We start from the raw sequence: 26,030 nt of genomic DNA, 5'->3' as shown, positions 1-26,030 counted from the left end.
AAAGCGTAAAAACTCGTAATTTTATAAAAAATTCTGCTCTTGAAATTTAAACTTGAATCACCCTTTAAACCTACTGGCGATCAGCCCACTGCTATTAAATCATTAGTAGACGGTGTAAACGCAAACGAAGCTTACCAAACACTGCTAGGTGTGACCGGAAGTGGAAAGACATTTACCGTGGCAAACGTGATTCAAGAAACGCAAAAACCCACACTGGTTCTTGCGCATAATAAAACACTTGCTGCCCAATTATACAGCGAGTTTAAAGCATTTTTTCCAAATAATGCCGTAGAGTATTTTGTTTCCTACTATGATTACTACCAGCCAGAAGCGTTTATTCCTTCCTCTGGAGTTTATATTGAAAAAGATCTTTCTATTAATGAGGAGATAGAAAAAATGCGATTGAGCACCACTACTTCCCTACTCTCTGGGAGGCGTGATGTGATTGTGATAGCTTCGGTTTCTTGTTTATACGGTATAGGAAACCCTGCCGAGTTTCAAAAAAACATTATTGAGATTAAGCAAGATCAAGTAATCGCCCGCACCATGTTTCTTAAGAAACTAGTGCAAAGTTTATATTCTAGAACGGAAAGTGAGTTTAACCACGGAAATTTTAGAATTAAAGGAGATACCGTAGAGGTTTTTCCTGGGTATGCAGATATGGCGTTTAGAATTCACTTTTTTGGTGATGAGATTGAGGAGATTGAAGCCTTTGATCCAGCATCTGCAGAGGTGATTGAGAAGTACTCGCAATTGCGCATCTACCCTGCAAATATGTTTGTGACCTCGCAAGATGTACTCCAAGGAGCTATAAATCAAATAGGCGAGGATCTTACAAAGCAAGTTGGCTTTTTTGAAGGCGTAGGTAAACACCTAGAAGCAAAACGCCTTGATGAGCGAACTAATTTTGACCTTGAGATGATACGCGAGCTAGGCTATTGCTCAGGAATAGAGAATTACTCAAGATATCTTGATGGACGTGAGCCAGGTACTAGACCGTTCTGTTTATTAGACTTTTTTCCAGACGACTACTTAATGGTGGTAGATGAAAGTCACGTAACAGTCTCTCAAGTAAGTGCTATGTATGGAGGTGATAGAAGTAGAAAAGAAAACCTAGTAGAATACGGCTTTAGACTTCCTGCAGCAATGGATAACAGACCTCTTAAATTTGAGGAATGGGAAGCGATGCAGAATCAAGTCATCTACGTATCTGCAACTCCAGCAGATTATGAATTACAAAAAACCGAAGGAGCTTATGTTGAGCAAATCATCAGACCGACAGGCTTACTAGATCCCATTGTAGAAGTACGTCCATCGCTTAACCAGATAGATGATCTTATAGAAGAAATCACAAAAGTCACGGCTCGTGATGAACGTATTCTAGTCACTACCCTTACCAAGCGTATGGCAGAGGAACTCACAAAATATCTAACGCGAATAGACATAAGAACTCGCTATATACACTCTGATGTGGACACGCTAGAACGTGTAGAAATCATGCAAGATTTGCGTAAAGGATTATACGATGTACTTGTGGGTGTTAACTTATTAAGAGAAGGACTGGATCTTCCTGAAGTCTCTCTAGTAGCGATACTAGATGCAGACAAGGAAGGTTTTTTACGTAGTAACAGATCACTCACACAAACGATAGGTCGTGCTGCCCGTAACATAAACGGTAAGGCGATTATGTATGCAGATAAAATTACTCGCTCTATGCAAGAAACCATAGATGACAGTAATTACCGCAGGCAAAAACAAATAGACTACAATACCAAGCACGGATTGAGCCCGATGGCAATTAAAAAATCGCTGGATAATGCGATGACTCAAAAAGAAGCTTATAAAATAGAAGCCGAAGAACTTGTAAACCTAGCTGCCGAAGATGCTCAAGAGTATCAAACAAGGCCGCAGATTGAAAAGAAAATAAGAAGCACTCGTAAAGCTATGGAAGCTGCTGCAAAGGAGCTTGACTTTATGCAGGCTGCAAAGCTCAGAGATCAAATTAAGGTCTACCAAGATAAACTTAAGGAACTCGCGTAAATAAGAAAGGGTCTCCTTACGGAAACCCAATCTCAAACTAACCAACTTAAATTGTTATGCTATCTCGATTAATCGAGATGGCTGCACACGTGCTTCCTCACGTTTAGGCAATCCTATTGCAAGAATTCCATCTACATATTCGGCTGTGATTTTTGCTGTATTTACAGATTCAGGCAAATTAAACGAGCGCTTAAACGAAATGTAATTAAATTCTCTTCTCGTAAATTTCTGAGTTTCTGCAGTCTCTTCATCTTTTTTAATTCCAGAAGAGATTGTGAGCAAATCATTATCTAGCTGAATATTAAAGTCCTCTTTCTTGAGACCCGGAGCAGCTACCTGTACCGTAAAGGAATCGTCCTTCTCTATAATATTTACAGAAGGAGTTGCAGTTGCAAATGTGTTTGTTCTTCCACCTAGCCAGTCAGTATTTAATAATTCTTCAAAAACTGATGGTAAATATGGAGCTGTATTTTTTCTAACTAAAGTCATAATTATAAATTTAAAGTTTAACTGATTCTGCTATGGGTTAGGCAAATTCAGTTCCATTGTAAATTTTATGACGTTTTGACCGATTTACAGTATTTAATACTGCCTTTTTGTCAATTATCGTTAGTTGTAGAATCTTTTAAAAATCTCAACAAGACGATAAGAAGGAATTATTTTATGCTCATAATCTCCCATTTCACTTAGGATTTGCTGCACTGCTTCTGCCCGTATACCTAGCTTTAGCCCGTAATTGCGTAGCGTGTCAATTTCTACAAATTGAGTTTCCTCATCTACATTCATGACCAATAGAAGCCTATGAAACTGCGTGAGGCGTTGCATTTCTGTCTTATACACCATCTTATCTTGAGGACTTTTTACAAGCGCATCAACCTCATCTTTTGATATTCCCATGCGTCTTGCAACCATAAGTATAAAATCATACTCACGTTCATGTAAGTGATTATCTGCTTTTGCCATGAGCAACATATCAGATATAATTTGGAGATTTTCGGAGTTCATAGTATTTCTTTAAAGCGCAATGTAATTGATAATTTAGAGCGAGCGACATCCCTCCTATTAATAGTTGGCTATTTTGTAATTTTAAGACTTAGCTTTGAGGAACTACGCTTTCGCGAAAGCGTAACACTAAAACCACCTAAAACAGACACCATCAATCACATGAAGTATATATACTCAACCATAGCGATACTTTTACTACTAGTAAGTTGCGAGCCTAAGGACACAAAACCAGCGTATGATCTCAAGATAAGCAATGTCTCCATTATAGACGAAAATGGAGCGCTAAGTAGTAATAAAAATGTGTATCTCAGTAATGATTCGATTTATAAAATTGAAGAGATAAGCACTCTTTCTGATGATAAAGATGGTAATGTAATAGACGGTAGTGGTAAGTTTTTACTTCTTGGGTTTTGGGATAATCACACTCATTTTCGCGGAGGCGAAGCTCTTATTCCGCAGAATGAAAAATTTCTTGAACAATTTATAAAATATGGAATTACAACGGTGCGCGATGCTGGAGGCGATCTTACTACCCAAGTACAGCAATGGAATGAAGAAATAAAAAACAAAAAGCGCATGGGTCCTAACATTTACACATCTGGACCTAAACTAGATGGAAAGAATGCTCGCTGGGCGGGTTCTATAGGCGTGAATACAGATAATGAGATAAGCAAAGCCCTAGATTCTTTGCAGCAACTAGGCGTCGATTATGTAAAACTTTATGATAGTACGATCGCTAGAGATACCTACCTATCCATAATAACACAAGCCGAAGAGCGCGGAATGATTACCTCCGGGCACATGCCTTTTACCGTGACACTAGATGAAACCATCACTGCTGGAATTGATAATATTGAACACCTCTATTATATTTTAAAAGGATGCTCTTCTCGTGAAAAAGAGATCACTCAAGACATAAAAGATGGAAAGCTAGGGTTCTGGGGAAGCATGGAACAGCTTATAGCAAGCTATGATGAGGAAACAGCACAAAGTACTTTTGAGAAATTAAAAAGCAACAATGTGCACGTCACTCCTACTTTATACATAGGCGATGTGCTGAGTTATATGGACGAAGTAAATCATAGTGATGATGCCTATTTAAAAACGCTAGATGCAGATTTTATAGCCACTTATGAAGGGAGGAACAAAGGTGCTCTGAATGCAAGTCCAAAAGCTAAGCAAGATAGAAAAGAGCTGCAGCAATTTTTTCTAAAACTCGTTGCTGCATTAGATAAAGCTGGAGTTAATCTACTTTCGGGATCAGATAGTGGCGCTTTCAACTCTTACACTTACCCAGGACCATCGTTACATGGAGAGTTAGAAGAAATGGTAAGGGCTGGCATCTCTCCAGCAAATGCAATTGCAACGATGTATCAAGGTGCAAATTTTTTACACAAGAAAGGCTATCATCTAGCTGCAGGTAACAAAGCAGATTTAGTGTTGCTTAATAGTAATCCGCTACTAGACATAAGCACTACACAAGATATACATCTGGTGATTAAGGATGGTACAATCGTACATACTGAAAAATAGATTTATAAGCTTATTCACTTATAAACATACTTTATAAGCATATACACTTATAAATATACTCTATAAGCTTATTTACTTATAAATGTATTCTATAAGCATATTTGCTTATATTTGATTATCAAAGCATTCAAAAGGTGGATTATACCAATCATATAGTAATTTCTGGTGATTTTATTGCCTACACAAGTTTAAGCACGGACGAAAAGAAAACGCTCGAACAGCAGCTCTTACAACTGTTTCAGCAGCTAGAGACTAAGTATAACACGTTCTCTAGACTCATTAAAGGAGATTATCTTGAGTGTGTAGTTCCAGATCCCGAAAATGGACTAGCCGTAGCGCTCGCTATCAAAACATTTATAAAGTCCTTAGAAATTGAGGAAAAAGTAGAAAATAATAGAACAAGAGTTTTTCAAACCTATAGCATACGCCTTGCCATGGGTTTAGGCAGGCTAGATAGATTTAATAGAGAAGAAAACATTATAGATGGCGATGCTATTTACAGGAGTGGTCGCGCCATAAGTAGCGAGAGCACTCACAATAAGGAGCGTATGGTTATAAAAAATACGCTATTCTTTAGCTCTATAAATGAAGAACTTAACCTCAACATAGATGCGATTATCTCATTACTAGATCACTTACTAGCACGAGCAACTAGCAGACAGAGCGAGGTCTTATTTCTAAAAATCATGGGTAATAGCGAGAAGGTTATCGCAAAAAAACTAGGCGTAAGTCAGTCTTCTATTAACCAGCACTCCACAGCCTCTGGATGGAATGGAATGGACAAAGCCATCAGGTATTTTAATCACACATTAAGTAAGATTTCATAATGGATATAGCAACTCTCATCGCCCTACAGACCATAGGTCACCTGCTAGCAGATTATACTTTTCAATCTAAGAAAACTGCAAAGTCAAAGGCAAAAAAAGGCTTTAAAAGCAAACATCTCAAGTGGCATATTCTCACCGTGTTTATTGCTTCTTTTATCACCTCTCTCGATTATAGGTTTCTACCTTGGGCAATAGCAATCGCTGGTATACACTGGATTATTGACGGCTTAAAACCTCAATTACTTAACAACAAATGGCTGCATAAAGGTGCATTCTTTATTGACCAGTTACTACACATCATCACGCATGTTGCAGCAAGTGTTCTTTATGTAAATATCTTGGGGTGGCAACCACTTATACTAGATGCCTCCTACTTTCCAATAATATGCCTTATCGCTATGTTTTTACTTTGTACAAAGCCAGCAAACATTGTGATAAAAGAGATTTTCAATCTATTCTCTGTTTCATTTACAGAAAAATCACAAGACTTACCTAATGCAGGCCGACTCATAGGTATCACAGAAAGATGGCTAGTACTTGTGCTTATCATCGTAGGGCAGTTCAGCGCTGTAGGTTTTTTGATTACAGCAAAATCTATCTTAAGGTTTAAAGATGGTGACTATCTCAAAACAGAATATGTTTTGATAGGTACTATGTTGAGTTTTGCCATTGCCATTGGGTGTGCGTTACTTTACACACTATTTATCGCGCCATAGCATATTCGTTAAAAACCTCTTTATTCCCTTATGTTTAGCTACTAGATGCTATTTTTATAAGTACAACCAAAATTTACAATCCATGTATTTCAAACACATTCTCACGGGTATCATTGTTGTTTCCGCTTTCGCGAAAGCGTATTCTCAAAAAGTCTCGGTTCCTGTAGATACCACCATCGTATCAAGTCACTCTATCACTATTAAAGGAAAAACGATTCCGTATACAGCTACAGCTGGTTTTCAACCAGTCTGGGATGATGAAGGAATGCCTGTTGCGAGTTTATTATACACCTATTACAAACGTTCTGATATTAAAAATGATGAGACTAGACCTTTAGTTATTTCTTTTAACGGTGGTCCAGGATCTGCATCTGTATGGATGCACATTGCTTATACAGGACCACGCATCCTTAAAATAGACGACGAAGGTTTTCCTGTACAACCTTACGGCATAAAGAGTAACCCTAATTCGATTCTAGATGTAGCAGATATTGTTTTTGTAAATCCTGTAAATACTGGCTACAGCCGAATGCTGCCTAATGAAAAAGGAGAAATGCCAGACTCTAAACAATTCTTTGGGGTAAATGCAGATATTAAATATCTAGCCGACTGGGTAAATACTTTTGTTACAAGAAATAATCGCTGGCGTTCTCCTAAATTTTTAATAGGCGAAAGTTACGGTACCACCCGCGTATCTGGACTTGCCGCCGAACTTCAAGATAGTAAATGGATGTTTATTAACGGGGTTGTGCTCGTATCTCCTACAGAAATAGGTTTTGATTTTGATGGACCAGTAGAAGTTGCAAACCGTCTTCCTTACTTTACAGCTGCTGCATGGTATCACAATATGCTACCTCCAGCACTACAGCAAAAAGACCTAACAGAAGTACTTGCCGAAAGTGAAAACTATGCCGTAAACGAACTCTTACCACTACTGGTGAAATCTGGCTATCTAGAAGCGGATAAAAAAGAGGCTGCTATTAAAAAAATGGCGTATTACTCTGGACTCTCAGAAACTACCATAAGACAAAACAACCTTGAAGTTCCTTTTAATTACTTCTGGAAAGATTTATTGAGAAACCGCGACGGACTTACCATAGGACGTCTTGATTCTCGTTATAAAGGACTAGACGTAAAAGAAGCTGGCGATGGACCAGATTACAATAGTGAGCTTACCTCATGGTTACATTCTTTTACTCCAGCGATCAACTACTACTACAGTCAAGAATTAGGATTAAAAACAGATCTTAGTTATAATATGTTTGGACCAGTGCGTCCTTGGGATCGTTCTAATAACAATGCTGGCGCAAGTTTACGCAAGGCAATGGGTGTAAACCCTAACCTCAACGTAATGATACAAAGTGGTTATTATGATGGCGCAACTACTTATTTTAATGCAAAATATGTAATGTGGCAACTTAACGCAAGTGGTAAATTATCTGATAGATTGAGCTTTAAAGGCTACAGATCTGGGCATATGATGTACCTGCGCAATGAAGATCTTATCAATGCAAATGACGATTTGCGAGACTTTATTAAAAAATCTTCTGTGGGTATTGAAAAGGGAGCAAAGCATTAAAGGATGTCCAAAAGGATTTTCATATGATTTCATAAATACAGCCCTTGACAAAAATTATTCAAGGGCTGTTTAATAATATATAGCTATCAACAAGACCACTACCCTTATTAAATACTACCTCTACCTTTGGGGATTATACATTATCTTCTTTACAATATTCGGAATCCTTAAAACTCAGTTTCCAGAGATATTTGAACGAGACTATGAGCAATCTGCTTTGCGTGAGTTATTAAAAAATAATCCGTTTAAGTTATTTGTACTGGCGGTACTATTTGCTCCCATTATTGAGGAAATGATGTTTCGCACACTTATAAAGCCAAGTCACTCAGACATCATACTCCTCCTCTGCTCCTGGCCGCTCTTTTATTCAAATAAATTTATACCTGCAGATGTACACTGGGTAATAAAACTTGGATTCATAGCTATCTTCTTATTTACTGTATTCACTATTATCAAACAACTCATACCAGAGCATCGTACTCTTAAAATACGTAACTTCTTATCACGGCACGCTACGGTTGTTCTTATTGTGAGTTCGCTACTTTTTGGCATGGTGCACATCAATAATTATGTAGACACCTTTGTACTTAATGCAGCACTTATTGCACTCATAATCCCGAGAATTATTTCAGGATTTATGATGGGATTACTTAAAATTAAGAATGAAAATATCGCTTGGCCTATGGCGCTTCATGCGATGAATAATGGTTTTGTAATCATCATTTTGATACTCTCTAAAACAATGGAAAATTCTTAAACGATGATTGTCACGCCTATAAAAAATAGCGAACTAGACGTCCTACAAGATCTTGCAATACGAACTTATTCGGCAGCATTTGCTCATAAAAACAAACCTGAAGTCATCGCAAGTTATTATGAGTACGCTTTCGCGAAAGCGCACCTCAACAAACAATTATCTAATGAGGACTCGCTGTGGTTCTTTGCACGTGACAATAATACTATTATAGGGTACCTAAAGTTGAATGTTAATCAGGCTCAAACAGAATTCCAAGAGCTTAATGGACTAGAAATAGAACGTATTTATATAGACACTCCTTACTTGCGCAGGGGTTATGGGAAACGGCTTATAGATTTTTCGATTATCAAAGCGAGACAGCTTAAAAAAAACTACATTTGGCTCGGCGTTTGGGAGGAAAATCCAGACGCAATAACATTCTACAAAAAACAAGGTTTTATCATCACAGGCACTCATGATTATGATATGATTGCAGAGATTCAAACCGACTATATAATGACGCTTGAAATATGAATAAGCAAATAGAATCCATCTCCGTATTTGATATGCTTAAAATAGGCGTGGGACCTTCAAGTTCTCACACGCTCGGACCTTGGCGTGCAGCAAAACGCTTTATTAAAAAATTAAAAGACACTAATAAATTTGAGATGGTTTCTACTATAAAAGTAGACCTTTATGGATCGCTATCTCTTACTGGCAAAGGCCATGCTACAGATGTCGCCGTGATTATGGGCCTTACAGGTGCAGACCCACAAACCTGTAATATAGATGAAATCCCTACTACTGTAGATCACATAAAACTTTTTAGACGTCTTGACCTCGATGGCGAATTCACCTTTGACTTCAACCCTGAGGAGGATATCGTATTTAATAGAAAATTTTTACCCTTTCACCCTAACGGGATACGGTTTACTGCAACCTTAACTAATGGTAAGAAGGTAAGAGAAAAGTATTATTCCATAGGTGGAGGCTTTGTTGTACAAGAAGAACGCAAACGTGCCGAACGCAAGAAAATAGAATTTGAATGTTTCCCTAGACCCGTTGAGAAAGCTACAGACCTACTCAAGTTCTGTAAGCAAGAAGGAAAACCTATCTCTCAAATCGTATTAGAAAACGAGCTTTACCTCCACACAGAAGAGGAAATTAATGAACGTTTTAAACAAATATGGGATGTGATGCTAGACTCCATGTACATAGGTTGTCACACAGAGGGAACATTACCTGGCGGACTTAATGTACGAAGAAGAGCATATGATTCTCATTTAAAACTTCAAAAAAACACCAATTATACAGATAAGTATGAGTGGATAAAAGCGATACGAAGTCAAGAGGTACGCTTTCGCGAAATATTGAAGTGGGTATCTTGTTTTGCTCTTGCAGTAAATGAGGTAAATGCATCTCTAGGCCGCGTGGTTACCGCTCCTACTAATGGTAGCGCAGGAGTTATTCCCTCTGTATTAATGTACTACATCGTTATAGAAAATCACGATGCAAACTTTGAAGATATTAAAAGGTTCCTTCTCGTAGCAGGTGAGGTAGGAAGCTTATTTAAAAAAGGAGCAACCATCTCTGCAGCAATGGGTGGATGTCAGGCAGAAATAGGAGTATCTAGTGCAATGGCAGCAGCTGGTCTTACAGAACTCATGGGCGGAAGCCCAGAACAAGTTCTCATGGCGGCAGAAATCGCTATGGAACATCACTTAGGCCTCACTTGTGATCCTATAGGAGGTCTCGTACAGATTCCTTGTATAGAACGTAACGCCATGGGAGCAATCAAAGCTATTAATGCTTGTGAAATGGCTCTAGATGGAGATGCTGCAAATGCTAAGGTTCCTCTAGATAAAGTGATTGACACTATGTGGCAAACTGCTCAAGATATGAACACGAAGTATAAAGAAACCTCAGAAGGTGGTCTTGCTATTAATGTAGCTATGGCAGATTGTTAAGAATGCTTTTATAAATACAACGCAACCTTATGGTGGAAAATGCATCTTTATAGAGAATCCTCACTAAATCCTACCTTAAATGAGAATTACTACAAGCGCGCTGGTCATTATCTTATGTTGCATTCAAACACTACAAGCACAGACCACTCGTGAAGAAAAGAAAGCGATACGCGTTGAAAAACGTGTAAAAAAAATTGAGCGCAGGGATAGCATCTCAAGGATACCCGTAAAATCATACCTAAGTCTCAGTTTAGTTAGTCCTATCACGCCTTTTCCTAGAATAAATATAGGCTACACAAAATCTCTTAATAGTCACTGGTCTGTAGGTGGTAGCGTGGGAGTAGGTTTTCAAGGCTTGCCTTATACAAATGGAGATTCAAGCAATTATAGCCTTTATGAAATACGCCCCGAAGTACTTTACTTTATAGGCAAAGGAGAGAAATATACTAATTATGTAGGCCTAGAGTTGTTTTACATAAACAGTAAAGAAACGCTAATTTCTGATACTTTTGAGCCTGTAAACGATGCAAATGGCACACTAGATCTTATAGCTTTTGACCGTGCAGACTATCAACGTGTAAAGAATGGAGTTCTAGTAAACTTTGGAGAGTATACTCGATTATCAAATACACTTATGTTGCGTGTAAACTTTGGTCTAGGCGTTCGTTTTAAGGATAATAGCTATAGTAATATTGAGAATCCTAATTTTAGAGGATTTGATTTTGAAGAAAACTTTTTATTTAGTGATACAAATCCGCGACGTGAAGAGGGGTTCTCTACTGGTTTTGAGTTTAATATGGACTTTAGATTAATTTATAAGCTAGATTAAAAAATTACTACATCTATCCCCGCTTCTCTACACAATCCTCTCGATCTCTCGTATCTACTATATAAAAGATTTTCCAGACTCCGTTGCGTTTAAAAAGTTGGAAACTATTTGTACCACAATGACTAAGACTACCATTAATATAAAATGAATATGGCGTCCATACATTTGCCATTTTACCATCCATTTTTATCTCATAATCTGCTATGCGCTCTTCAAAAGCAGTAGTTTCTGGTATAGAGCAAATAGATAATAGAAACTGATTAAAGTCTTGCTTACTCAATTCAATCTCCCCAAGTTTCCCTTTGCCTATAGACTGCATCATAACATCTTCATGAACTACCTTTTTAATAAGTAGTGAATCCTGCTTATGGAAACCTTCAAAAAATGTTTGTACCACTTCTTTCACCTCTTGTTCTCCCTGAGGATCTTGATTTAAAGACTTGTAATAATGATTATCTGCTTTTACAAAAGCAAACAGTATAAATACAGCAATCATTGGAACAAAAAGATATTTAAGACGCATAAAGAATGTTTAACACATAGGTATCTAATTTACTACTTTTGTAACAGAAAAAATAAACAAATGTCTACAGCCAAAAAAGAATACAAAAGAGTAACCGTAAAGTCTCTTACTGAGATGAAAGCTCGTGGAGAAAAAATATCAATGCTTACTGCCTATGATTACACCATGGCAAAAATAGTCGATGGTGCAGGTATAGATGTTATTCTCGTAGGGGATAGTGCTTCAAATGTAATGGCTGGACACGAGACCACACTACCTATTACGCTAGATCAAATGATATATCATGCCTCTTCTGTTGTGCGTGCTATTAACAGAGCTTTGGTCGTGGTAGATTTACCATTTGGTAGTTACCAGAGTGATCCTAAAGAAGCGTTACGATCTGCAATACGCATCATGAAGGAATCTGGAGGGCACTCTATAAAATTAGAAGGTGGTAAAGAGGTAAAAGAAAGTATTAAGCGTATTCTCAACGCAGGAATTCCTGTAATGGGCCACCTAGGACTTACACCACAAAGTATCTATAAATTTGGTACTTATACGGTAAGAGCAAAGGAAGAAGAAGAAGCTCAAAAACTAAAGGAAGACGCACTAATGCTTCAAAAAGCAGGTTGTTTTGCACTTGTTTTAGAAAAAGTTCCTGCAAAACTAGCTCAAGAGGTTGCCGCTAGCCTTACAATTCCTGTAATTGGTATAGGCGCTGGTGCTGGTGTAGATGGTCAAGTACTAGTAACGCACGATATGGTTGGAATGACACATGAGTTCAATCCGCGTTTTTTGAGACGTTACCTAGATCTTCATACAGAAATGACAAAAGCATTTGAGCAATATAGCACAGATGTAAAAAATCAAAGCTTCCCTAACGAAGATGAGCAATATTAATACACCGTATTAAATTCCCTTATACCCATATTATCACGTAGAGCTTCATGCAATCGTGATAATGTGGATATAATTATAGCTTCTAAAAGAAAAGCCATCAATGAATAATACCCTCTCTACTGCAGACAACCTCAACGTTATTTATGAGGATAATCACATTATTGTGATTAATAAACGTAGTGGGGATATCGTACAGGGAGATAAGACAGGTGATGCGCCCCTGAGCGAGGTGGTAAAAAAGTATATTGCTATAAAGTATGATAAACCCGGTGCCGTTTATTTAGGTGTTGTACATAGATTAGACAGACCTACTTCTGGAATTGTTGTGTTTGCAAGGACAAGCAAAGCGCTACCACGCCTCAACAAAGCCTTTGCCGAAAGAGAAACACAAAAAACTTACTGGGCGTTAGTAAAAAATCCGCCACCGGAAGAGAGTGGCACTCTTATTCATTACCTAAAGAGGAATCCTAAACAAAACAAAAGCTACGCACACAAGCATGAGGTTCCAGATAGTAAAAAGGCAATTTTGGATTATAGAGTTATAAAAAAACTCAAAACTTTTTATCTCTTAGAGATTGACTTACACACGGGCAGACATCATCAGATTAGAGCCCAACTTACGGCTATAGGATCCCCTATAAAAGGAGATCTTAAATATGGTTTTGACCGTAGCAATCCTGATGGTAGTATAAGTTTGCTTTCGCGAAAGCTTACCCTCACCCACCCAGTTAAAAAGGAAGAAATGACTTTTACAGCCGAAGTTCCCGAAGGAGATGCTGTGTGGAAGGCTTGTAATTAAAAAGTGTCTACTTACTTCTCGAGGCTCTTAAACTCTCGACCACTACACTAAATAGTATTAAAGAACCTCCCAACACAGTACGCCATCCAGGGATTTCATTAAGAAAAATAATACCTAGAATGATCCCATAAATAGGCTGCACGCTTCCCATTAAACTAGCTGCTGTAACAGAAAATCTTTTGATACTAAACAAGAACATCGTGTGTCCTAAAGCGGTGGTTATAAGAGCAAGCAATCCTATATAAGGCAGCTCTGCAACAAAACCTTCGGTGTCAAAGATAAAATATGCTGGTATAAGCATAATCGCAATCACCAGCGTTTGGTACCACATCACTACAGACCCGTTATAGGAACCTATTTTTGTTTTTACTAGTAGGTTACGTATTGCAAAACATAATGCAGACAGCAATCCTATGAGTATCGCAAGGAAATAGTCGTTTTCTGTATCAAAAGTAGGCGCAAGAAAGTAAATACCTATCAATACAAGCACCCCTAGTAGCAAGTGCATTTTTGAAAACTTGGTTTTCAAAAATAGTGGTTCTAGTAAGCTAGTCATCACAGGATAAGTGAATAGGGAGAGCATCCCGATAGCCACATTAGATAGTTGTAATGAGTAGAAGTAGGTAATCCAGTGTAGTCCCATAAAAACTCCAGAAAGAGCAATCGCAAGCATATCTTTTCGCGCAAGCGTAAAAGAAAAACCTTTCCACTTTATAAAGAGGCCAAGTAATAGCATTGCTCCAAAAGATCTGATACCTATGGTTACTGCGGGAGGTAAATCTATATATCTCCCCAAAACACCAGATGTGCTCACAAAAAGCATGGCAAGATTAATTTCTAATATGTGTTTAGTGCTATTCTTCATGGAGGACTTATAATTCTGGAAAAACTATGACGTATTAGACTAACGCAAAGATTGATGCGCTTTGTTTTTGATTACATCTGCCACTGGTTTATTCTCTATTTTACTCTCTAACCACGATAACACATCTAAGTATAAAAATGCTCTTCGCTCATAAGGGTCTTCCTCATATTGCTTGAGCGTACTATGTAAATTCTTAAATGCCCCCTTGAGTTCGTGAGGGTATATATCGCCTAGGTTTCGCACAAATTTAATCATCTCTTTTTGTACCTCATGCATATCATCCATCTTAATTAAAAACTTGTAGGTGCTTCTTAAAAGCGACTCTAGATGATAGTCCTTACCTGCCTCGTAATGAGCAATGAGATTAAGAATACGAGAGAAACACATGAGATCTTCTCTACTTTTGAGACTATGATTATTTATGATTTTTTGACAGTACTCTATACATTTCACGTTATCTCCAGCTCCAAAGTATAGACTAGCAATCTTATAATAGAATATCATTACATGATGCTCATCTATTCTATATTTGGGTGATTTTAATCCTGCAAGCACCTCTTTTACGAGACCATCCTCATCACTAAAGCTTCCCGTCATAAACTTATGGTTAAAGCGATTGCTTGAGGTATATAGAAATAGTAGCGTATCTAGGTTATCACCTTTAGGAAAGTTAGGATTCTCCTTTACTGTAGTAAGTTTATCTAGGGCTTCCTTAAACTTTGATTCGTGTTTGAGGTAATATAAAGATTCGAGCAAATAATGTATTCCTTTTAGGTAGAATACTGGGTTTTGCTTAATCATCGTGGGGTTATCATCAAAAAGTCTCACATAGCGATCTGCATACTTGTAACTAGTCAGGAAGTCTTGCGTTAAAAAACTATACCAAAGATGTGCTTTATACAACCATAACTTTTCTCTAAAGTTGAGTGTGTCATAATTATATTTAGGTAAATGCCCATCAAAGTAGTCAGTAAGGCGCTGCTTCTCTGCATCACTTTTCACATAGCCCGTCTTGAGCATGATACTATATAATTGTAATGAGAGGTTAGATAGCTTACTAGCCATTACATTTTGCTCACTTAGCATTTTTGCTTGTACAGCAAGCTCATCTGCTCGAGTAGCTATACTTCTAGTAATGTACTGAGTTTCTATAATTTTCTCTAATTCTACAATCTCGTAGGCAACATTTTTCTCCTCATTCTCGAGCGCCATACTTTTGGCCTTATCTAGAATTTTGAGGCTTTGTTTGTATAAACCTTTCTGATATAAGATGGTTGCAAAATCTAGCTGCTCTCGTATTTGAACACGTATATTTTGGTGAGCAGGAGTGAGTCGTAAGCTTATTAATAATTGTCTATAAAGATGCGCTTTAAGGTTAGAAAGTTGTGTTTTAGTAACAATACCAGACTTTAAAATTGCAGTCTCATTGTATGTTTTCTCTTTGTCTAGAAATTCAAAAAGTTGTAAAAACTTAGCTTCACTATTTCCCACTAGTCGGCCTACGTACAGTTTAAACTGGCGCTTCTCACTCTTAGATAATGACTTTATTAAAATAAATAAAGAATCATTATGATCATTAAGTGTTGTAATGATTTTTCTCATAACTAATTGAAATACAGTTATTTGATTAGACTAAAATTAACCTTGATGTCGTAAGCTTCTTCATAACCCACATCGTTTAAGAATAAGCAAGGTATAAATTCGTGTAGAAATGAATGCTATGCAAAACGACAAAGTTCAGATTTTTGATACGACTCTTAGAGATGGAGAGCAGGTTCCTGGTTGTAAATTAGACAAAAAAGAAAAGCTCACCATAGCAGAGCGTCTAGACCTTCTAGGTGTAGATGTTATAGAAGCTGGATTCCCTATTTCATCCCCTGGAGATTTCACCTCTGTAGCAGAGATATCAAAACTTGTTAAAAATGCAACAGTATGTGGTCTCACTCGCGCTGTAGAGAAAGATATAGAAGTAGCGGCACAAGCACTTAAATATGCCCTAAAACCTAGAATACACACTGGTATAGGAACTAGCGAGTCGCACATGAAATATAAGTTTAACGCCACTCCTGAGCAGATAATTGAACGCGCTGTTAAGGCAACCGCTTACGCGAAAAATTTTGTTGATGATGTAGAGTTTTATGCAGAAGATGCTGGACGTACAGATAACGCTTTTCTTGCTCGTGTTCTAGAACAAGTAATTGCAGCTGGAGCGACAGTTCTTAATATTCCAGATACTACAGGTTATTGTTTACCTGAAGAGTATGGAGCAAAAATTAAATACTTACGTGAAAACGTAAAAGGTATAGAAAACGTAATCCTCTCTTGTCACTGTCATAATGATCTTGGTCTAGCTACTGCAAATAGTATTGCTGGCGTTATAAATGGAGCAAGACAGATCGAATGTACCATAAACGGTATAGGAGAGCGTGCTGGTAATACCTCTCTAGAGGAAGTGGTGATGATACTTAAACAACATCCTACCCTTAATCTTCACACAGATATAAATACCCAACTACTTTTTGACACGAGCCGTATGGTGAGTGATAAGATGGGAATGGTCGTACAACCTAACAAGGCTATTGTAGGTGCAAATGCTTTTGCTCACAGCTCAGGAATTCACCAAGATGGGATGATTAAAAATAGAGAGACCTACGAGATCATGAATCCTAAAGATGTGGGAGTAAATGAGACTTCTATCGTGCTTACTGCAAGAAGTGGTAGAGCAGCACTTGCATACAGATCTAAAAAAGTAGGATACGAATTGACCAAAATACAACTAGATGCAGCTTATGAACAGTTTCTTAATGTAGCAGATAGACAAAAAGAAGTAAAGGATAATGACATCCATATGATAATGGATCGCATACAACTTAAAGCAGGAGCAGTAGCTTAACAATAACCAACTCTATTTTTACAACGTAAAATTTGAGTAACACAATACAATGGGAAAAACACTATTTGATAAAGTTTGGGATGCACACGTAGTAGACACGGTAGATAACGGACCCCAAATCTTATATATAGACAAGCACTTGATACACGAGGTTACCAGTCCGCAGGCATTTAATGAGCTTGAGGAGCGTGGCATTACTGTAGCGCGTCCAGATCAAATAGTTGCCACGGCAGATCATAATACCCCAACTCAAGATCAGCATTTACCTATTAGAGATGAAATGTCTCGCAAGCAATTACAACAACTCACAGAAAACTGTGATAAACATAACATCACCCTCTATGGTCTAGGTCACAAATACAATGGTATTGTACACGTGATGGCACCAGAACTGGGCATCACACGACCAGGTATGACTATGGTTTGTGGTGATAGTCACACCTCAACACACGGGGCTTTTGGCACTATTGCCTTTGGTATCGGGACGAGCCAGGTGGGACAAGTATTTGCGAGTCAGAGCCTATTACTTAACAAGCCTAAAAGCTTACGCGTTTCTGTAAATGGAACTCTTGCACCGCACGTTTCCCCTAAGGATGTGATTTTATATATCATTTCAAAAATCGGCACAAATGCTGGTACGGGTTACTTCTGTGAGTATGCAGGTAATGTTTTTGAGGAGATGAGTATGGAAGGCCGTATGACGGTTTGTAATATGAGTATCGAGATGGGTGCTCGTGGCGGAATGATTGCCCCAGATCAAACCACTTTTGATTATGTGGAAGGGCGCAAATTTGCTCCGCAGGGTGACGCTTTCGCGAAAGCGGTATCCTACTGGAAAACACTTCCTACAGATCAAGATGCCACTTTTGACAAAGAATATCAATTTGATGCCGAAGATATAGCACCTATGCTCACCTACGGCACAAACCCGGGAATGGGAATTAAAATAAATGGCGCTATCCCTGAGAAGGGTGATATGACCTTTGAGAAAGCACTTGAATATATGAATTTCAAGGGTGGAGATCAACTACTAGACACACCTATTAATTATGTGTTTTTAGGAAGTTGTACAAACTCAAGAATAGAAGATTTTAGAATAGCCGCAGCATACGTGCGCGGAAAACATAAAGCTGCAAATGTGAACGCCTGGCTAGTACCTGGCTCACAACAAGTAGCAAAGCAACTCGAAGAAGAGGGGCTTAAAGAGGTGTTTGAAGAGGCTGGGTTTGCCTTACGGCAGCCTGGCTGTTCAGCCTGTCTAGCGATGAATGATGATAAGATTCCCGCTGGAGAGTACTGTGTTTCTACCTCAAATAGAAATTTTGAAGGTCGCCAAGGTCAAGGTGCGAGAACAATACTCGCTTCTCCCCTTGTAGCTGCCGCAACTGCCATTGCAGGAAAAATAGTAGACGTCACAAAAGAAGCTGTAGCCTAATGGAAAAATTTACAAAACTCATAAGCACAGCGGTACCGCTACCTATTGAAAATATAGATACAGACCAGATTATCCCTGCACGTTTTTTAAAAGCGACAGATAAGAAAGGATTTGGAGATAACGTTTTTAGAGACTGGCGTTTTAAAAAAGATGGAACGCTGGATGCAGAGTTCCCTATTAATAAACCACAATATGCTGGAGCAAAAATTCTCGTAGCTGGAGACAACTTTGGTTGTGGGTCTAGCCGTGAGCACGCTGCTTGGGCAATTGTAGGGTATGGGTTTAAAGTAGTCATATCAAGTTTTTTTGCAGATATTTTTAAAGGTAATGCACTTAACAACGGCTTGCTTCCTATTCAGGTGACGCCGGAGTACCTTAAGGAATTACTAGCAGGTATAGAAGCAAATCCTGAGTTGCCCATTACAATAGATCTAGAAAATCAAGTGGTGGAGATGGCTGGAGTTTATACTGAGCAAGGTCGAAGTACAAAAGCGGAATTTGAAATAGATTCTTACAAGAAAGTATGTATGATCAATGGGTATGACGATATAGATTTTTTATTAAGTAAAAAGGCAGAAATAGAAGCCTTTGAAAAAGAACGAATGGTGTTTTAATAAAACACTTTATATAAATGGTTACCAGATCCTCGCTTACAAAGGCGGGGATTTAGTACATAATTCAAACACACACTATGGATTTTAATATAGCAATCATACCTGGAGACGGGATAGGACCGGAAGTTACTGCTCAAGCAAAAAAAGCGCTAGAGGCAGTGGCAGATGAATACGGACATCACTTCACATATACAGAAGCAATGATGGGCGCTTGCGCCATAGATGCGACGGGTAATCCGCTTCCTGAGGAAACGCTGGATATTTGTGAGGCATCTGACGCTATATTATTTGGGGCTATTGGAGATCCTAAATATGACAATGACCCAACAGCAAAAGTTCGCCCAGAACAAGGTCTTCTTCGTTTACGTAAATCATTAGGGCTATTTTGCAACATCCGACCTGTAAAGGCTTACGAGCAACTTATAGATAACTCTCCATTAAAGAGAGAAATCATCTCTGGCGCAGATATGTCAATTTATCGCGAACTAACTGGTGGAATCTATTTCGGAGAAAAGCATCTAAGTGATGATGGTCAAGTAGCTTCAGACGGTTGCTCGTATTCTGTAGAGGAAATTACGAGAATTGCACATCTAGCATTTAAAGAAGCTCAAAAACGACGTAAAAAACTTACTCTTGTAGATAAAGCAAACGTGCTAGAAACATCAAGGCTGTGGAGAAAAACAGTAACTGAGATAGCAAAAGGATATCCAGATGTAGCGGTAGATTTTCTCTTTGTAGACAATGCAGCGATGCAAATGATTTTAAACCCAAAGCAGTTTGACGTGATTTTGACAGAAAACTTGTTTGGTGATATTATTTCTGATGAGGCAAGTGTGATAGGAGGTTCTATAGGACTTCTAGCTTCTGCCTCTGTAGGTACAGAAAATGCACTTTTTGAGCCTATACACGGCTCCTACCCGCAAGCGACTGGCAAGGGAATTGCAAATCCGCTGGCTTCTATCTTATCTGCTGCGATGTTGTTAAGACACCTAGGCTTGCAAGAAGAGGCAGCCAGTATAGAAACCGCTGTAGAAAAATCTTTAGAATTAGGTTTCTCTACAGAAGACCTCAATCCCAAAAAGCCACTAAGCACTTCAAAAGTGGGCGACTTTATTGCAGATTACATTCTTAATCCAGAAGACACAAATCGTAATTTTAAAAATATTCACGCAGGACAAAGCACAATTATTTAATCGTAGTTTATACGCTCGCGTATGCCACCACCTGCACGGTGTATAATCACATCTGCCTTGCGTTTACGTGCAATACTCTTTGCTTTACGTATGGCAGTACTCTGCTTTTGATGCTTTGAAGTGATACGCTTGTTACCCTCGCGCCTTACAGCCCAGTCCCCTTCATAGGGGACCACGTGCTGATGCCAAGTACGTTTTCTACTTGCCTTGCGAGAGTTTTCATATACGTTTTCTACTATTTCTAGTAGTGAACGCAAAAAGGTTTTAATACTACTCATTGTGCGAAGATACTATTTTACATAAGCTCATTATGTGTCTAAAGTCTTCGATACTCATTAAGATACCGCCTTGTCAAATTTGGCTTGTATCTTATCTAGACCTAGGTTATGTATACTTCCTAAGTGTGAGTGCTCCTTTGTATTTCCTGCTTTAAAAGAACCATTTTCTACCTGCTCCCCTATTTGCTTATATGCTTCTCTAAAAGGCACTCCAGCGGCTACAAGATCATTAATAGCATCTACTGTAAAGAGGTGTTGATACTTCTCATCATCTAGATTAACATCCTGCACTTGCACCTGAGCAATAGAGAACTCAAAAATATCTAGTACTACTTTAAGATCCTCAACAGACTTGATAGCATTTTCTTTAAGTAACTGGTAATCTCTATGGTAACCACTTGGTAAATTATTTGTAATCATAATCATTTCTTGTGGGATTGCTTGTAACTGATTGCACTTACCACGAAGCAATTCAAAAACATCTGGATTCTTTTTGTGCGGCATTATACTACTACCCGTAGTAAGCGCATCTGGAAACTTAATAAACCCAAAATTTTGAGAACAGTACAAACATATATCCATCGCAAAACGACTTAGCGTATTTGCAATATTTGCAACAGCTTGCGTTACCGTACGCTCAGATTTCCCTCTTGAGAGTTGAGCTGCAATTACATTGTATTTCAAATCGGCAAATCCAAGTTGCGCGGTAGTCATCTCTCTATCGATAGGAAAACTAGATCCATATCCAGCTGCACTCCCCAGCGGATTTTGATCCACCACCTTTTGTGCTGCCTTGAGCAAGTATAGATCATCTATAAGTAACTCTGCGTAGGCAGAAAACCAAAGTCCAAATGATGACGGCATCGCCACTTGAAGGTGTGTATATCCAGGCAGCAAGGTGTTTTTATGAGTCTCTGCAAGTTTGAGAAGTGTGTCAAACAACTTCTCTACGCCTTCAGTTATTTGAGACAATTCTGCTTTAAAATAAAGGTTTAACGCCACAAGAACTTGGTCATTACGAGATCTCGCTGTGTGTATTTTTTTCCCCGTATCTCCTAATGCTTTTACAAGATCACTTTCTATCTTAGAGTGTACATCTTCAAAATCTGCTTCTATAACAAATGTTCCTTCCTGCTCTTGCTTGAGCATAAGGTCTAATTGCTTATTTAACTGCTCGCTTTCTTCTTGTGTAAGTAAGCCAACAGAAGCAAGCATCGTTGCGTGTGCCTTGCTAGCTAGCAAATCGTACTTAGCAATATGGATATCAATCTCACGATCATTCCCCACCGTAAATGCTTCTATTTTTTGATCTGTTGGTATTCCTTTTTCCCAAAGTTTCATAGGTATCTTATTAGTAGGTTATGCTATTCACACTATTGCAACAACCTTTATTATTTATGCGTTTAAAAATTTTTCTAGAAGATCAATATATAATGGAATCCCCTGCTCTATCTCGTGTACATAGACAAACTCATCTGCCATATGAGAGCGAGTGCTGTCACCTATACCTAGCTTTAAAGATGGACAACTCAAGCAGGCTTGATCAGATAAGGTAGGCGAACCGTAGGTCTCTCTACCTAGCGCTATTCCTGCTTGTACTAATTTGTGCTCCTTTGGAATACGCGAACTATTTAATCGCAATGACCGTGGCTGTATTGTGTCACACGGCACATTTGCCACCATATAATCGGCGATTTCTTGGTTGCTGTAATGCTCGTTTACTCTTACATCTATGACGAGCTCTACCTGGCTGGGCACTACATTATGTTGACTACCCGCATTAATTTGTGTTACTGTAACCTTAGTGGCACCCAGCGTCTCAGACACTTTATCAAAAGTTATATTCTCAAACCACTGCAAGGTTTCTATTACATTATAAATAGCCATATTCTCCTTTATGTGAGCTGCGTGACCTGCCGTTCCTTTTACTACGGCGTCAAAAACAACCAAACCTTTTTCGGCAATGGCGAGGTTCATAAGTGTAGGCTCGCCTACTATGGCAACATCTATTTCTGGTAGATGCGCAAGCATACTATTAAGACCATTTGGACCACTTGACTCTTCTTCAGCAGAAGCTACAATTACAATATTATGAGACATACCCTCACGCTCATAAAAATGAACAAACGCAGTAAGCAATCCTACAAGACTTGCACCTGCATCATTACTGCCTAGACCGTACAATTTCCCGTCCTTGATTTCGGCATTATAAGGATCTCTTGTGTATCCTTTATTTGGCTTAACCGTATCGTGGTGGGAGTTGAGAAGCAATAACGGTTTTGATGCGTCATAATGTTTATTAAATGCGTAGATGTTGTTACGCTTTCGCGAAAGCGTAATCCCCTCCTCCTCTAACCAGTTTATGATAAGTAAAGCTGTGCCGTCTTCTTCGCTAGAAAAACTTTGTGTCTCAATGAGTGATTGCAGCAATGCTACGGCGCTATCAATTTGAGTTTTTAAAGACATAGTGTCGTGTGTTTTATAGTGTTATCGCTCAGTACATCAACCTCGCCCAAATGTACTCTCATAACGCCTTGATCGAGCGCCTCAAAAGCAGTATCTAGTTTAGGAATCATACCTTCAAATATTTGTCCCGCTGTTTTCATCTCTTTATAAAGCCCTTTATCTATGCGCGTTACTATCGATTCATCATTATTTACATCTTCAAGGACACCTGGTTTTGTAAAACAATAAAACAACTGAACGTTATATAAAGAGCTCATTGCTACCGCAATTTTGGCAGCGAGTGTATCTGCATTGGTGTTCAGTAATTGCCCATTACCATCGTGCGTAATTGCAGAAAATACAGGCACTTTACCGTCAGAAAGGAGGTCATTTATAAAACTCACATTTACTCTATCTATATCCCCTACAAAACCATAATCTACCGTAATCACTTCGCGTTTATGCGCTCTCACGGCATCTCCATCTGCTCCAGAAAGTCCTATGGTGTTTTTACCTTTTGCCTGCAGGCCAGCGACAAGTTTCTTATTGAGAAGTCCGGCATACACCATTGTCACAACCTCTAGCGTGGCCTCATCTGTAACCCTTCTCCCGTCTACTTTTACCGGGACAGAACCCAGCTGCTCTTGTAAAGTAGATGCTTTATTTCCTCCACCGTGAATGATAATAGCTGGACCAGAAATTGCCTTAAAATGCGTGTAAAATGAAGTGAGTAGTTCATCATAATCTACAATGTCTCCACCTATTTTCACTACGGTAAGTTGCTGTTTATTCATCATTGTCGAGTATGTTTTTAAGCACCCATTGTGCAGCCCACGTTCTATTACCAGCTTGCTGGATTACAGCGCTTGACTCGGTGTCTAGCACATCATCTGCAATGACAACGTTACGGCGCACAGGTAGGCAATGCATTACTTTGGCTTGATTAGTTCCCTTAAGTTTTTCGGCATTAATCATCCAGTTACTGTCTTGCGATTGCACCTTACCATAATCTTCATAGCTGCTCCAGTTTTTTACATAAATGATATCGGCATTTGCAAAGGCTTCTTTCTGGTTATGAATCACAGGTACTTCACCACGTATCTCTGGGTTAAGATCATAACCCTCTGGATTAGTAATTGTGAAATTCACATTTGCCTTTTGCATAGTCTGGACAAATGAGTTTGCAACTGCGTGTGGCAATGCTTTAGGGTGTGGCGCCCAGGTCAACACAACATTAGGCTTTTTATTTGCTGCACGTAGACTTTCGGTGAGTTCGTAAATCGTGATTGCATCTGTAAAGCCTTGTAGCGGGTGCGCCGTACTGCTTTCTAGATTTACAACCGGCACACTCCCATATTGCATAAATGCAGAAAGTACAACCTCTAGCTCATCTTGACTTTTATCTACCAGCCCTGGAAAAGCTCTCACAGCAAGCACATCACAATATTGCGATAACACCTGCGCAGCCTCTTTAATATGCTCTGCTTTTGTGCCATCCATCACAGTACCATCTTCAAACTCTAGTTGCCAGCTATCACTGTTTACATTGAGTGTCATCGTCTCCATTCCAAGGTTTTTGGCAGCCTTTTCTGTGCTTAATCTTGTACGTAAGCTTGAGTTAAAAAATAGAAGACCTAAGGTTTTTTGTTTTCCCGCTTTCGCGAAAGCGTACGGATACTCCTTCATATACAGCGCTTCTTTAATCGCCATTTCTAAATTAGGGATATCATTTATAGATATGTAGTTCTTCATAACTCCTTGTGTAATGCTTCAAATAGTAAATCTATCTGTGGTTTTTGAATCGTAAGTGGTGGAAGTATTCTGAGCACGTGTTTGTTTTTTGCTCCTCCTGTAAAAATGTGATGCTCGTAGATGAGTTTTTTGCGCAATGCTCCTACATCGTAGCCTAAGTCTAGCCCTAGCATTAATCCGCGACCTTTTACAGTCACCCGATTGCCAAAAGCAAGTGCTTTCTCCCTAAAGTAGGTTTCCATTTCCTTTGCGTGTGCCATCAAATGCTCCTTCTCAATCACCTCGAGAACTGCAAGTGTAGCAGCGCAAGCAAGATGATTACCGCCAAAGGTCGTGCCCAGCATCCCATAACGCGCCTCAATAGAGTGATGCACTAGCACACCGCCCACGGGAAAACCGTTACCCATTCCTTTTGCGATGGTGATAATATCTGGAGTGACATTATATTTCTGAAAAGCAAAAAACTCTCCAGATCTCCCAAAACCAGATTGCACCTCGTCCGCAATAAGTTTTACATCATATTTTTTACAAAGCGTAGCAACATCTTGATAAAACACCTCTGTAGATTGATCTAAACCTCCTACACCTTGTATAAATTCTAAAATCACTGCACAGCAATCTCCTTGTTGCAAAGTTTCCTCTAGTTGCTCCGTATTGCCCAGATCAAGTATGGATACTTTGTGTTGTGCATTTATAGGTGCAACAATACTAGGATTATCAGTAGCTGCTACGGCGGCAGATGTTCTCCCGTGAAAGCTATTTTTAAAGGCTACCACGCGACTTTTACCTGTGTCAAATGACGCTAGTTTTAATCCGTTCTCATTTGCCTCTGCTCCTGAATTACAGAAAAACAAATCGTAATCCTCACAACCAGAAAGCGCTCCTAGCTTCTGAGCAACCTCCACCTGCAGCGGATTCTGAACAGCATTAGAATAAAAGCCTATGGCATCCATCTGCGTTTTTAATTTCTCTATATAATGAGGATGTCCGTGACCTATAGAGATCACCGCGTGACCACCATATAAATCAAGATACTCTTGTCCACTTTGATCATACACATAACATCCCTCTGCCTTAACAGGAGCAACATCATAAAGTGGATATACATCAAATAATTTCATA

At 38.8% G+C, this 26,030-nt stretch carries 26 protein-coding genes; 15 read left to right on the top strand and 11 right to left on the bottom strand.

Annotated elements, in window-relative coordinates:
* Positions 1-39 precede the first annotated feature (39 nt).
* Complete coding sequence (gene uvrB / locus ACJJVU_RS07030) at positions 40-2,040, top strand: excinuclease ABC subunit UvrB (protein ID WP_298327096.1); 2,001 nt, start codon at positions 40-42, stop codon at positions 2,038-2,040.
* A 54-nt stretch (positions 2,041-2,094) separates the two neighbouring features.
* On the opposite strand, the gene ACJJVU_RS07025 is transcribed toward uvrB, so the two are convergent.
* On the bottom strand, positions 2,095-2,529 hold the full coding sequence (locus tag ACJJVU_RS07025) for an Hsp20/alpha crystallin family protein (protein WP_405223685.1): 435 nt from the start codon (positions 2,527-2,529) through the stop codon (positions 2,095-2,097).
* Positions 2,530-2,649: 120 nt separating this feature from the next.
* The gene (locus tag ACJJVU_RS07020; RefSeq protein ID WP_405223683.1) at positions 2,650-3,045 is read right to left on the bottom strand and encodes a TerB family tellurite resistance protein; all 396 of its coding nucleotides are present in this window, start codon (positions 3,043-3,045) and stop codon (positions 2,650-2,652) included.
* Between the two features lie 159 nt (positions 3,046-3,204).
* Here ACJJVU_RS07020 and ACJJVU_RS07015 point away from each other — a divergent pair, with 159 nt between their 5' ends.
* From ACJJVU_RS07015 to ACJJVU_RS06980, 8 genes are all read left to right on the top strand, one after another.
* A complete protein-coding gene (locus tag ACJJVU_RS07015) occupies positions 3,205-4,578 on the top strand; it encodes an amidohydrolase family protein (protein WP_405223681.1) in 1,374 nt (457 codons plus the stop codon).
* A 134-nt stretch (positions 4,579-4,712) separates the two neighbouring features.
* Positions 4,713-5,405, top strand: a complete 693-nt coding sequence (locus tag ACJJVU_RS07010) for a fumarate hydratase (RefSeq protein WP_013751681.1) — start codon at positions 4,713-4,715, stop codon at positions 5,403-5,405.
* A complete protein-coding gene (locus tag ACJJVU_RS07005) occupies positions 5,405-6,121 on the top strand; it encodes a DUF3307 domain-containing protein (protein WP_405223679.1) in 717 nt (238 codons plus the stop codon). Before ACJJVU_RS07010 ends, ACJJVU_RS07005 begins: the two co-directional genes overlap by 1 nt.
* 82 nt (positions 6,122-6,203) lie before the next feature.
* On the top strand, positions 6,204-7,700 hold the full coding sequence (locus ACJJVU_RS07000; protein WP_405223677.1) for a S10 family peptidase: 1,497 nt from the start codon (positions 6,204-6,206) through the stop codon (positions 7,698-7,700).
* Between the two features lie 217 nt (positions 7,701-7,917).
* Positions 7,918-8,457 (top strand): type II CAAX prenyl endopeptidase Rce1 family protein, encoded by a 540-nt coding sequence (locus ACJJVU_RS06995; protein ID WP_405223675.1) that lies wholly within the window; start codon positions 7,918-7,920, stop codon positions 8,455-8,457.
* Between the two features lie 3 nt (positions 8,458-8,460).
* Positions 8,461-8,970 (top strand): GNAT family N-acetyltransferase, encoded by a 510-nt coding sequence (locus tag ACJJVU_RS06990; protein ID WP_405223673.1) that lies wholly within the window; start codon positions 8,461-8,463, stop codon positions 8,968-8,970.
* Positions 8,967-10,403 carry an L-serine ammonia-lyase gene (locus ACJJVU_RS06985; RefSeq protein ID WP_405223671.1) on the top strand — a complete coding sequence of 479 codons (1,437 nt, stop codon included), beginning with the start codon at positions 8,967-8,969 and terminating at the stop codon, positions 10,401-10,403. Before ACJJVU_RS06990 ends, ACJJVU_RS06985 begins: the two co-directional genes overlap by 4 nt.
* Positions 10,404-10,482: 79 nt before the next feature.
* Positions 10,483-11,232, top strand: coding sequence for a hypothetical protein (locus ACJJVU_RS06980; RefSeq protein ID WP_405223669.1), 750 nt, complete (start codon positions 10,483-10,485; stop codon positions 11,230-11,232).
* 13 nt (positions 11,233-11,245) lie between these two features.
* Here ACJJVU_RS06980 and ACJJVU_RS06975 read toward each other — a convergent pair whose 3' ends face one another.
* Positions 11,246-11,755, bottom strand: coding sequence for a nuclear transport factor 2 family protein (locus ACJJVU_RS06975; protein WP_339848575.1), 510 nt, complete (start codon positions 11,753-11,755; stop codon positions 11,246-11,248).
* 60 nt (positions 11,756-11,815) lie between these two features.
* On the opposite strand from ACJJVU_RS06975, the gene panB reads away from it, so the two are divergent.
* Complete coding sequence (gene panB, locus ACJJVU_RS06970; RefSeq protein ID WP_013751674.1) at positions 11,816-12,634, top strand: 3-methyl-2-oxobutanoate hydroxymethyltransferase; 819 nt, start codon at positions 11,816-11,818, stop codon at positions 12,632-12,634.
* 100 nt (positions 12,635-12,734) lie between these two features.
* Positions 12,735-13,433, top strand: a complete 699-nt coding sequence (locus ACJJVU_RS06965; RefSeq protein WP_405223666.1) for an RluA family pseudouridine synthase — start codon at positions 12,735-12,737, stop codon at positions 13,431-13,433.
* 7 nt (positions 13,434-13,440) lie between these two features.
* Here the strand turns inward: ACJJVU_RS06965 and ACJJVU_RS06960 are convergent, their stop codons facing one another.
* Positions 13,441-14,298 carry a DMT family transporter gene (locus ACJJVU_RS06960; RefSeq protein ID WP_405223664.1) on the bottom strand — a complete coding sequence of 286 codons (858 nt, stop codon included), beginning with the start codon at positions 14,296-14,298 and terminating at the stop codon, positions 13,441-13,443.
* 39 nt (positions 14,299-14,337) lie between these two features.
* Entirely contained in the window at positions 14,338-15,900 is a 1,563-nt protein-coding gene (locus ACJJVU_RS06955; protein ID WP_405223662.1) for a hypothetical protein, read from the bottom strand.
* A 118-nt stretch (positions 15,901-16,018) separates the two neighbouring features.
* On the opposite strand from ACJJVU_RS06955, the gene ACJJVU_RS06950 reads away from it, so the two are divergent.
* The 4 genes from ACJJVU_RS06950 to leuB all read left to right on the top strand — a co-directional run bounded on the left by ACJJVU_RS06950 (position 16,019) and on the right by leuB (position 20,433).
* The gene (locus ACJJVU_RS06950; RefSeq protein WP_298327051.1) at positions 16,019-17,191 is read left to right on the top strand and encodes a 2-isopropylmalate synthase; all 1,173 of its coding nucleotides are present in this window, start codon (positions 16,019-16,021) and stop codon (positions 17,189-17,191) included.
* A gap of 49 nt (positions 17,192-17,240) precedes the next feature.
* Positions 17,241-18,626 carry a 3-isopropylmalate dehydratase large subunit gene (leuC, locus tag ACJJVU_RS06945; RefSeq protein WP_405223659.1) on the top strand — a complete coding sequence of 462 codons (1,386 nt, stop codon included), beginning with the start codon at positions 17,241-17,243 and terminating at the stop codon, positions 18,624-18,626.
* Positions 18,626-19,240, top strand: a complete 615-nt coding sequence (gene leuD / locus ACJJVU_RS06940) for a 3-isopropylmalate dehydratase small subunit (RefSeq protein ID WP_405223657.1) — start codon at positions 18,626-18,628, stop codon at positions 19,238-19,240. Before leuC ends, leuD begins: the two co-directional genes overlap by 1 nt.
* Before the next feature lie 77 nt (positions 19,241-19,317).
* Entirely contained in the window at positions 19,318-20,433 is a 1,116-nt protein-coding gene (leuB, locus tag ACJJVU_RS06935; RefSeq protein WP_405223655.1) for a 3-isopropylmalate dehydrogenase, read from the top strand.
* Here the strand turns inward: leuB and ACJJVU_RS06930 are convergent.
* From ACJJVU_RS06930 to ACJJVU_RS06905, 6 genes are read right to left on the bottom strand one after another with little or no spacing between them, the layout of a single operon-like run.
* Positions 20,430-20,711 (bottom strand): DUF2188 domain-containing protein, encoded by a 282-nt coding sequence (locus tag ACJJVU_RS06930; RefSeq protein WP_035336350.1) that lies wholly within the window; start codon positions 20,709-20,711, stop codon positions 20,430-20,432. The two genes, leuB and ACJJVU_RS06930, sit on opposite strands and share 4 nt — an antisense overlap.
* Positions 20,712-20,768: 57 nt before the next feature.
* Complete coding sequence (gene argH, locus ACJJVU_RS06925) at positions 20,769-22,052, bottom strand: argininosuccinate lyase (protein ID WP_405223653.1); 1,284 nt, start codon at positions 22,050-22,052, stop codon at positions 20,769-20,771.
* 54 nt (positions 22,053-22,106) lie between these two features.
* On the bottom strand, positions 22,107-23,177 hold the full coding sequence (locus tag ACJJVU_RS06920; RefSeq protein ID WP_405223651.1) for a M20 family metallo-hydrolase: 1,071 nt from the start codon (positions 23,175-23,177) through the stop codon (positions 22,107-22,109).
* Positions 23,168-23,953 carry an acetylglutamate kinase gene (gene argB, locus ACJJVU_RS06915; RefSeq protein ID WP_298351452.1) on the bottom strand — a complete coding sequence of 262 codons (786 nt, stop codon included), beginning with the start codon at positions 23,951-23,953 and terminating at the stop codon, positions 23,168-23,170. The genes ACJJVU_RS06920 and argB overlap by 10 nt, the downstream gene beginning before the upstream one ends.
* On the bottom strand, positions 23,943-24,908 hold the full coding sequence (locus ACJJVU_RS06910; protein WP_405223649.1) for an N-acetylornithine carbamoyltransferase: 966 nt from the start codon (positions 24,906-24,908) through the stop codon (positions 23,943-23,945). The genes argB and ACJJVU_RS06910 overlap by 11 nt, the downstream gene beginning before the upstream one ends.
* A complete protein-coding gene (locus tag ACJJVU_RS06905) occupies positions 24,905-26,029 on the bottom strand; it encodes an aspartate aminotransferase family protein (protein ID WP_405223647.1) in 1,125 nt (374 codons plus the stop codon). Before ACJJVU_RS06905 ends, ACJJVU_RS06910 begins: the two co-directional genes overlap by 4 nt.
* Position 26,030 lies beyond the last annotated feature (1 nt).

It is taken from the genome of Dokdonia sp. Asnod1-B02, from assembly GCF_045063955.1.
Taxonomy (GTDB): domain Bacteria; phylum Bacteroidota; class Bacteroidia; order Flavobacteriales; family Flavobacteriaceae; genus Dokdonia.
Note: the sequence above shows the minus strand (reverse complement) of the source record. Positions and strands in the feature narration are given on the sequence as shown.

Coding starts and splice junctions, on each gene's coding strand:
- ACJJVU_RS07025 (WP_405223685.1), bottom strand. CDS start 2,529: ATGACTTTAGTTAGAAAAAATACAGCTCCATATTTACCATCAGTTTTT.
- ACJJVU_RS07020 (WP_405223683.1), bottom strand. CDS start 3,045: ATGAACTCCGAAAATCTCCAAATTATATCTGATATGTTGCTCATGGCA.
- ACJJVU_RS07015 (WP_405223681.1), top strand. CDS start 3,205: ATGAAGTATATATACTCAACCATAGCGATACTTTTACTACTAGTAAGT.
- ACJJVU_RS07005 (WP_405223679.1), top strand. CDS start 5,405: ATGGATATAGCAACTCTCATCGCCCTACAGACCATAGGTCACCTGCTA.
- ACJJVU_RS07000 (WP_405223677.1), top strand. CDS start 6,204: ATGTATTTCAAACACATTCTCACGGGTATCATTGTTGTTTCCGCTTTC.
- ACJJVU_RS06990 (WP_405223673.1), top strand. CDS start 8,461: ATGATTGTCACGCCTATAAAAAATAGCGAACTAGACGTCCTACAAGAT.
- ACJJVU_RS06985 (WP_405223671.1), top strand. CDS start 8,967: ATGAATAAGCAAATAGAATCCATCTCCGTATTTGATATGCTTAAAATA.
- ACJJVU_RS06980 (WP_405223669.1), top strand. CDS start 10,483: ATGAGAATTACTACAAGCGCGCTGGTCATTATCTTATGTTGCATTCAA.
- ACJJVU_RS06975 (WP_339848575.1), bottom strand. CDS start 11,755: ATGCGTCTTAAATATCTTTTTGTTCCAATGATTGCTGTATTTATACTG.
- panB (WP_013751674.1), top strand. CDS start 11,816: ATGTCTACAGCCAAAAAAGAATACAAAAGAGTAACCGTAAAGTCTCTT.
- ACJJVU_RS06965 (WP_405223666.1), top strand. CDS start 12,735: ATGAATAATACCCTCTCTACTGCAGACAACCTCAACGTTATTTATGAG.
- ACJJVU_RS06960 (WP_405223664.1), bottom strand. CDS start 14,298: ATGAAGAATAGCACTAAACACATATTAGAAATTAATCTTGCCATGCTT.
- ACJJVU_RS06955 (WP_405223662.1), bottom strand. CDS start 15,900: ATGAGAAAAATCATTACAACACTTAATGATCATAATGATTCTTTATTT.
- ACJJVU_RS06950 (WP_298327051.1), top strand. CDS start 16,019: ATGCAAAACGACAAAGTTCAGATTTTTGATACGACTCTTAGAGATGGA.
- leuC (WP_405223659.1), top strand. CDS start 17,241: ATGGGAAAAACACTATTTGATAAAGTTTGGGATGCACACGTAGTAGAC.
- leuD (WP_405223657.1), top strand. CDS start 18,626: ATGGAAAAATTTACAAAACTCATAAGCACAGCGGTACCGCTACCTATT.
- leuB (WP_405223655.1), top strand. CDS start 19,318: ATGGATTTTAATATAGCAATCATACCTGGAGACGGGATAGGACCGGAA.
- ACJJVU_RS06930 (WP_035336350.1), bottom strand. CDS start 20,711: ATGAGTAGTATTAAAACCTTTTTGCGTTCACTACTAGAAATAGTAGAA.
- argH (WP_405223653.1), bottom strand. CDS start 22,052: ATGAAACTTTGGGAAAAAGGAATACCAACAGATCAAAAAATAGAAGCA.
- ACJJVU_RS06920 (WP_405223651.1), bottom strand. CDS start 23,177: ATGTCTTTAAAAACTCAAATTGATAGCGCCGTAGCATTGCTGCAATCA.
- argB (WP_298351452.1), bottom strand. CDS start 23,953: ATGATGAATAAACAGCAACTTACCGTAGTGAAAATAGGTGGAGACATT.
- ACJJVU_RS06910 (WP_405223649.1), bottom strand. CDS start 24,908: ATGAAGAACTACATATCTATAAATGATATCCCTAATTTAGAAATGGCG.
- ACJJVU_RS06905 (WP_405223647.1), bottom strand. CDS start 26,029: ATGAAATTATTTGATGTATATCCACTTTATGATGTTGCTCCTGTTAAG.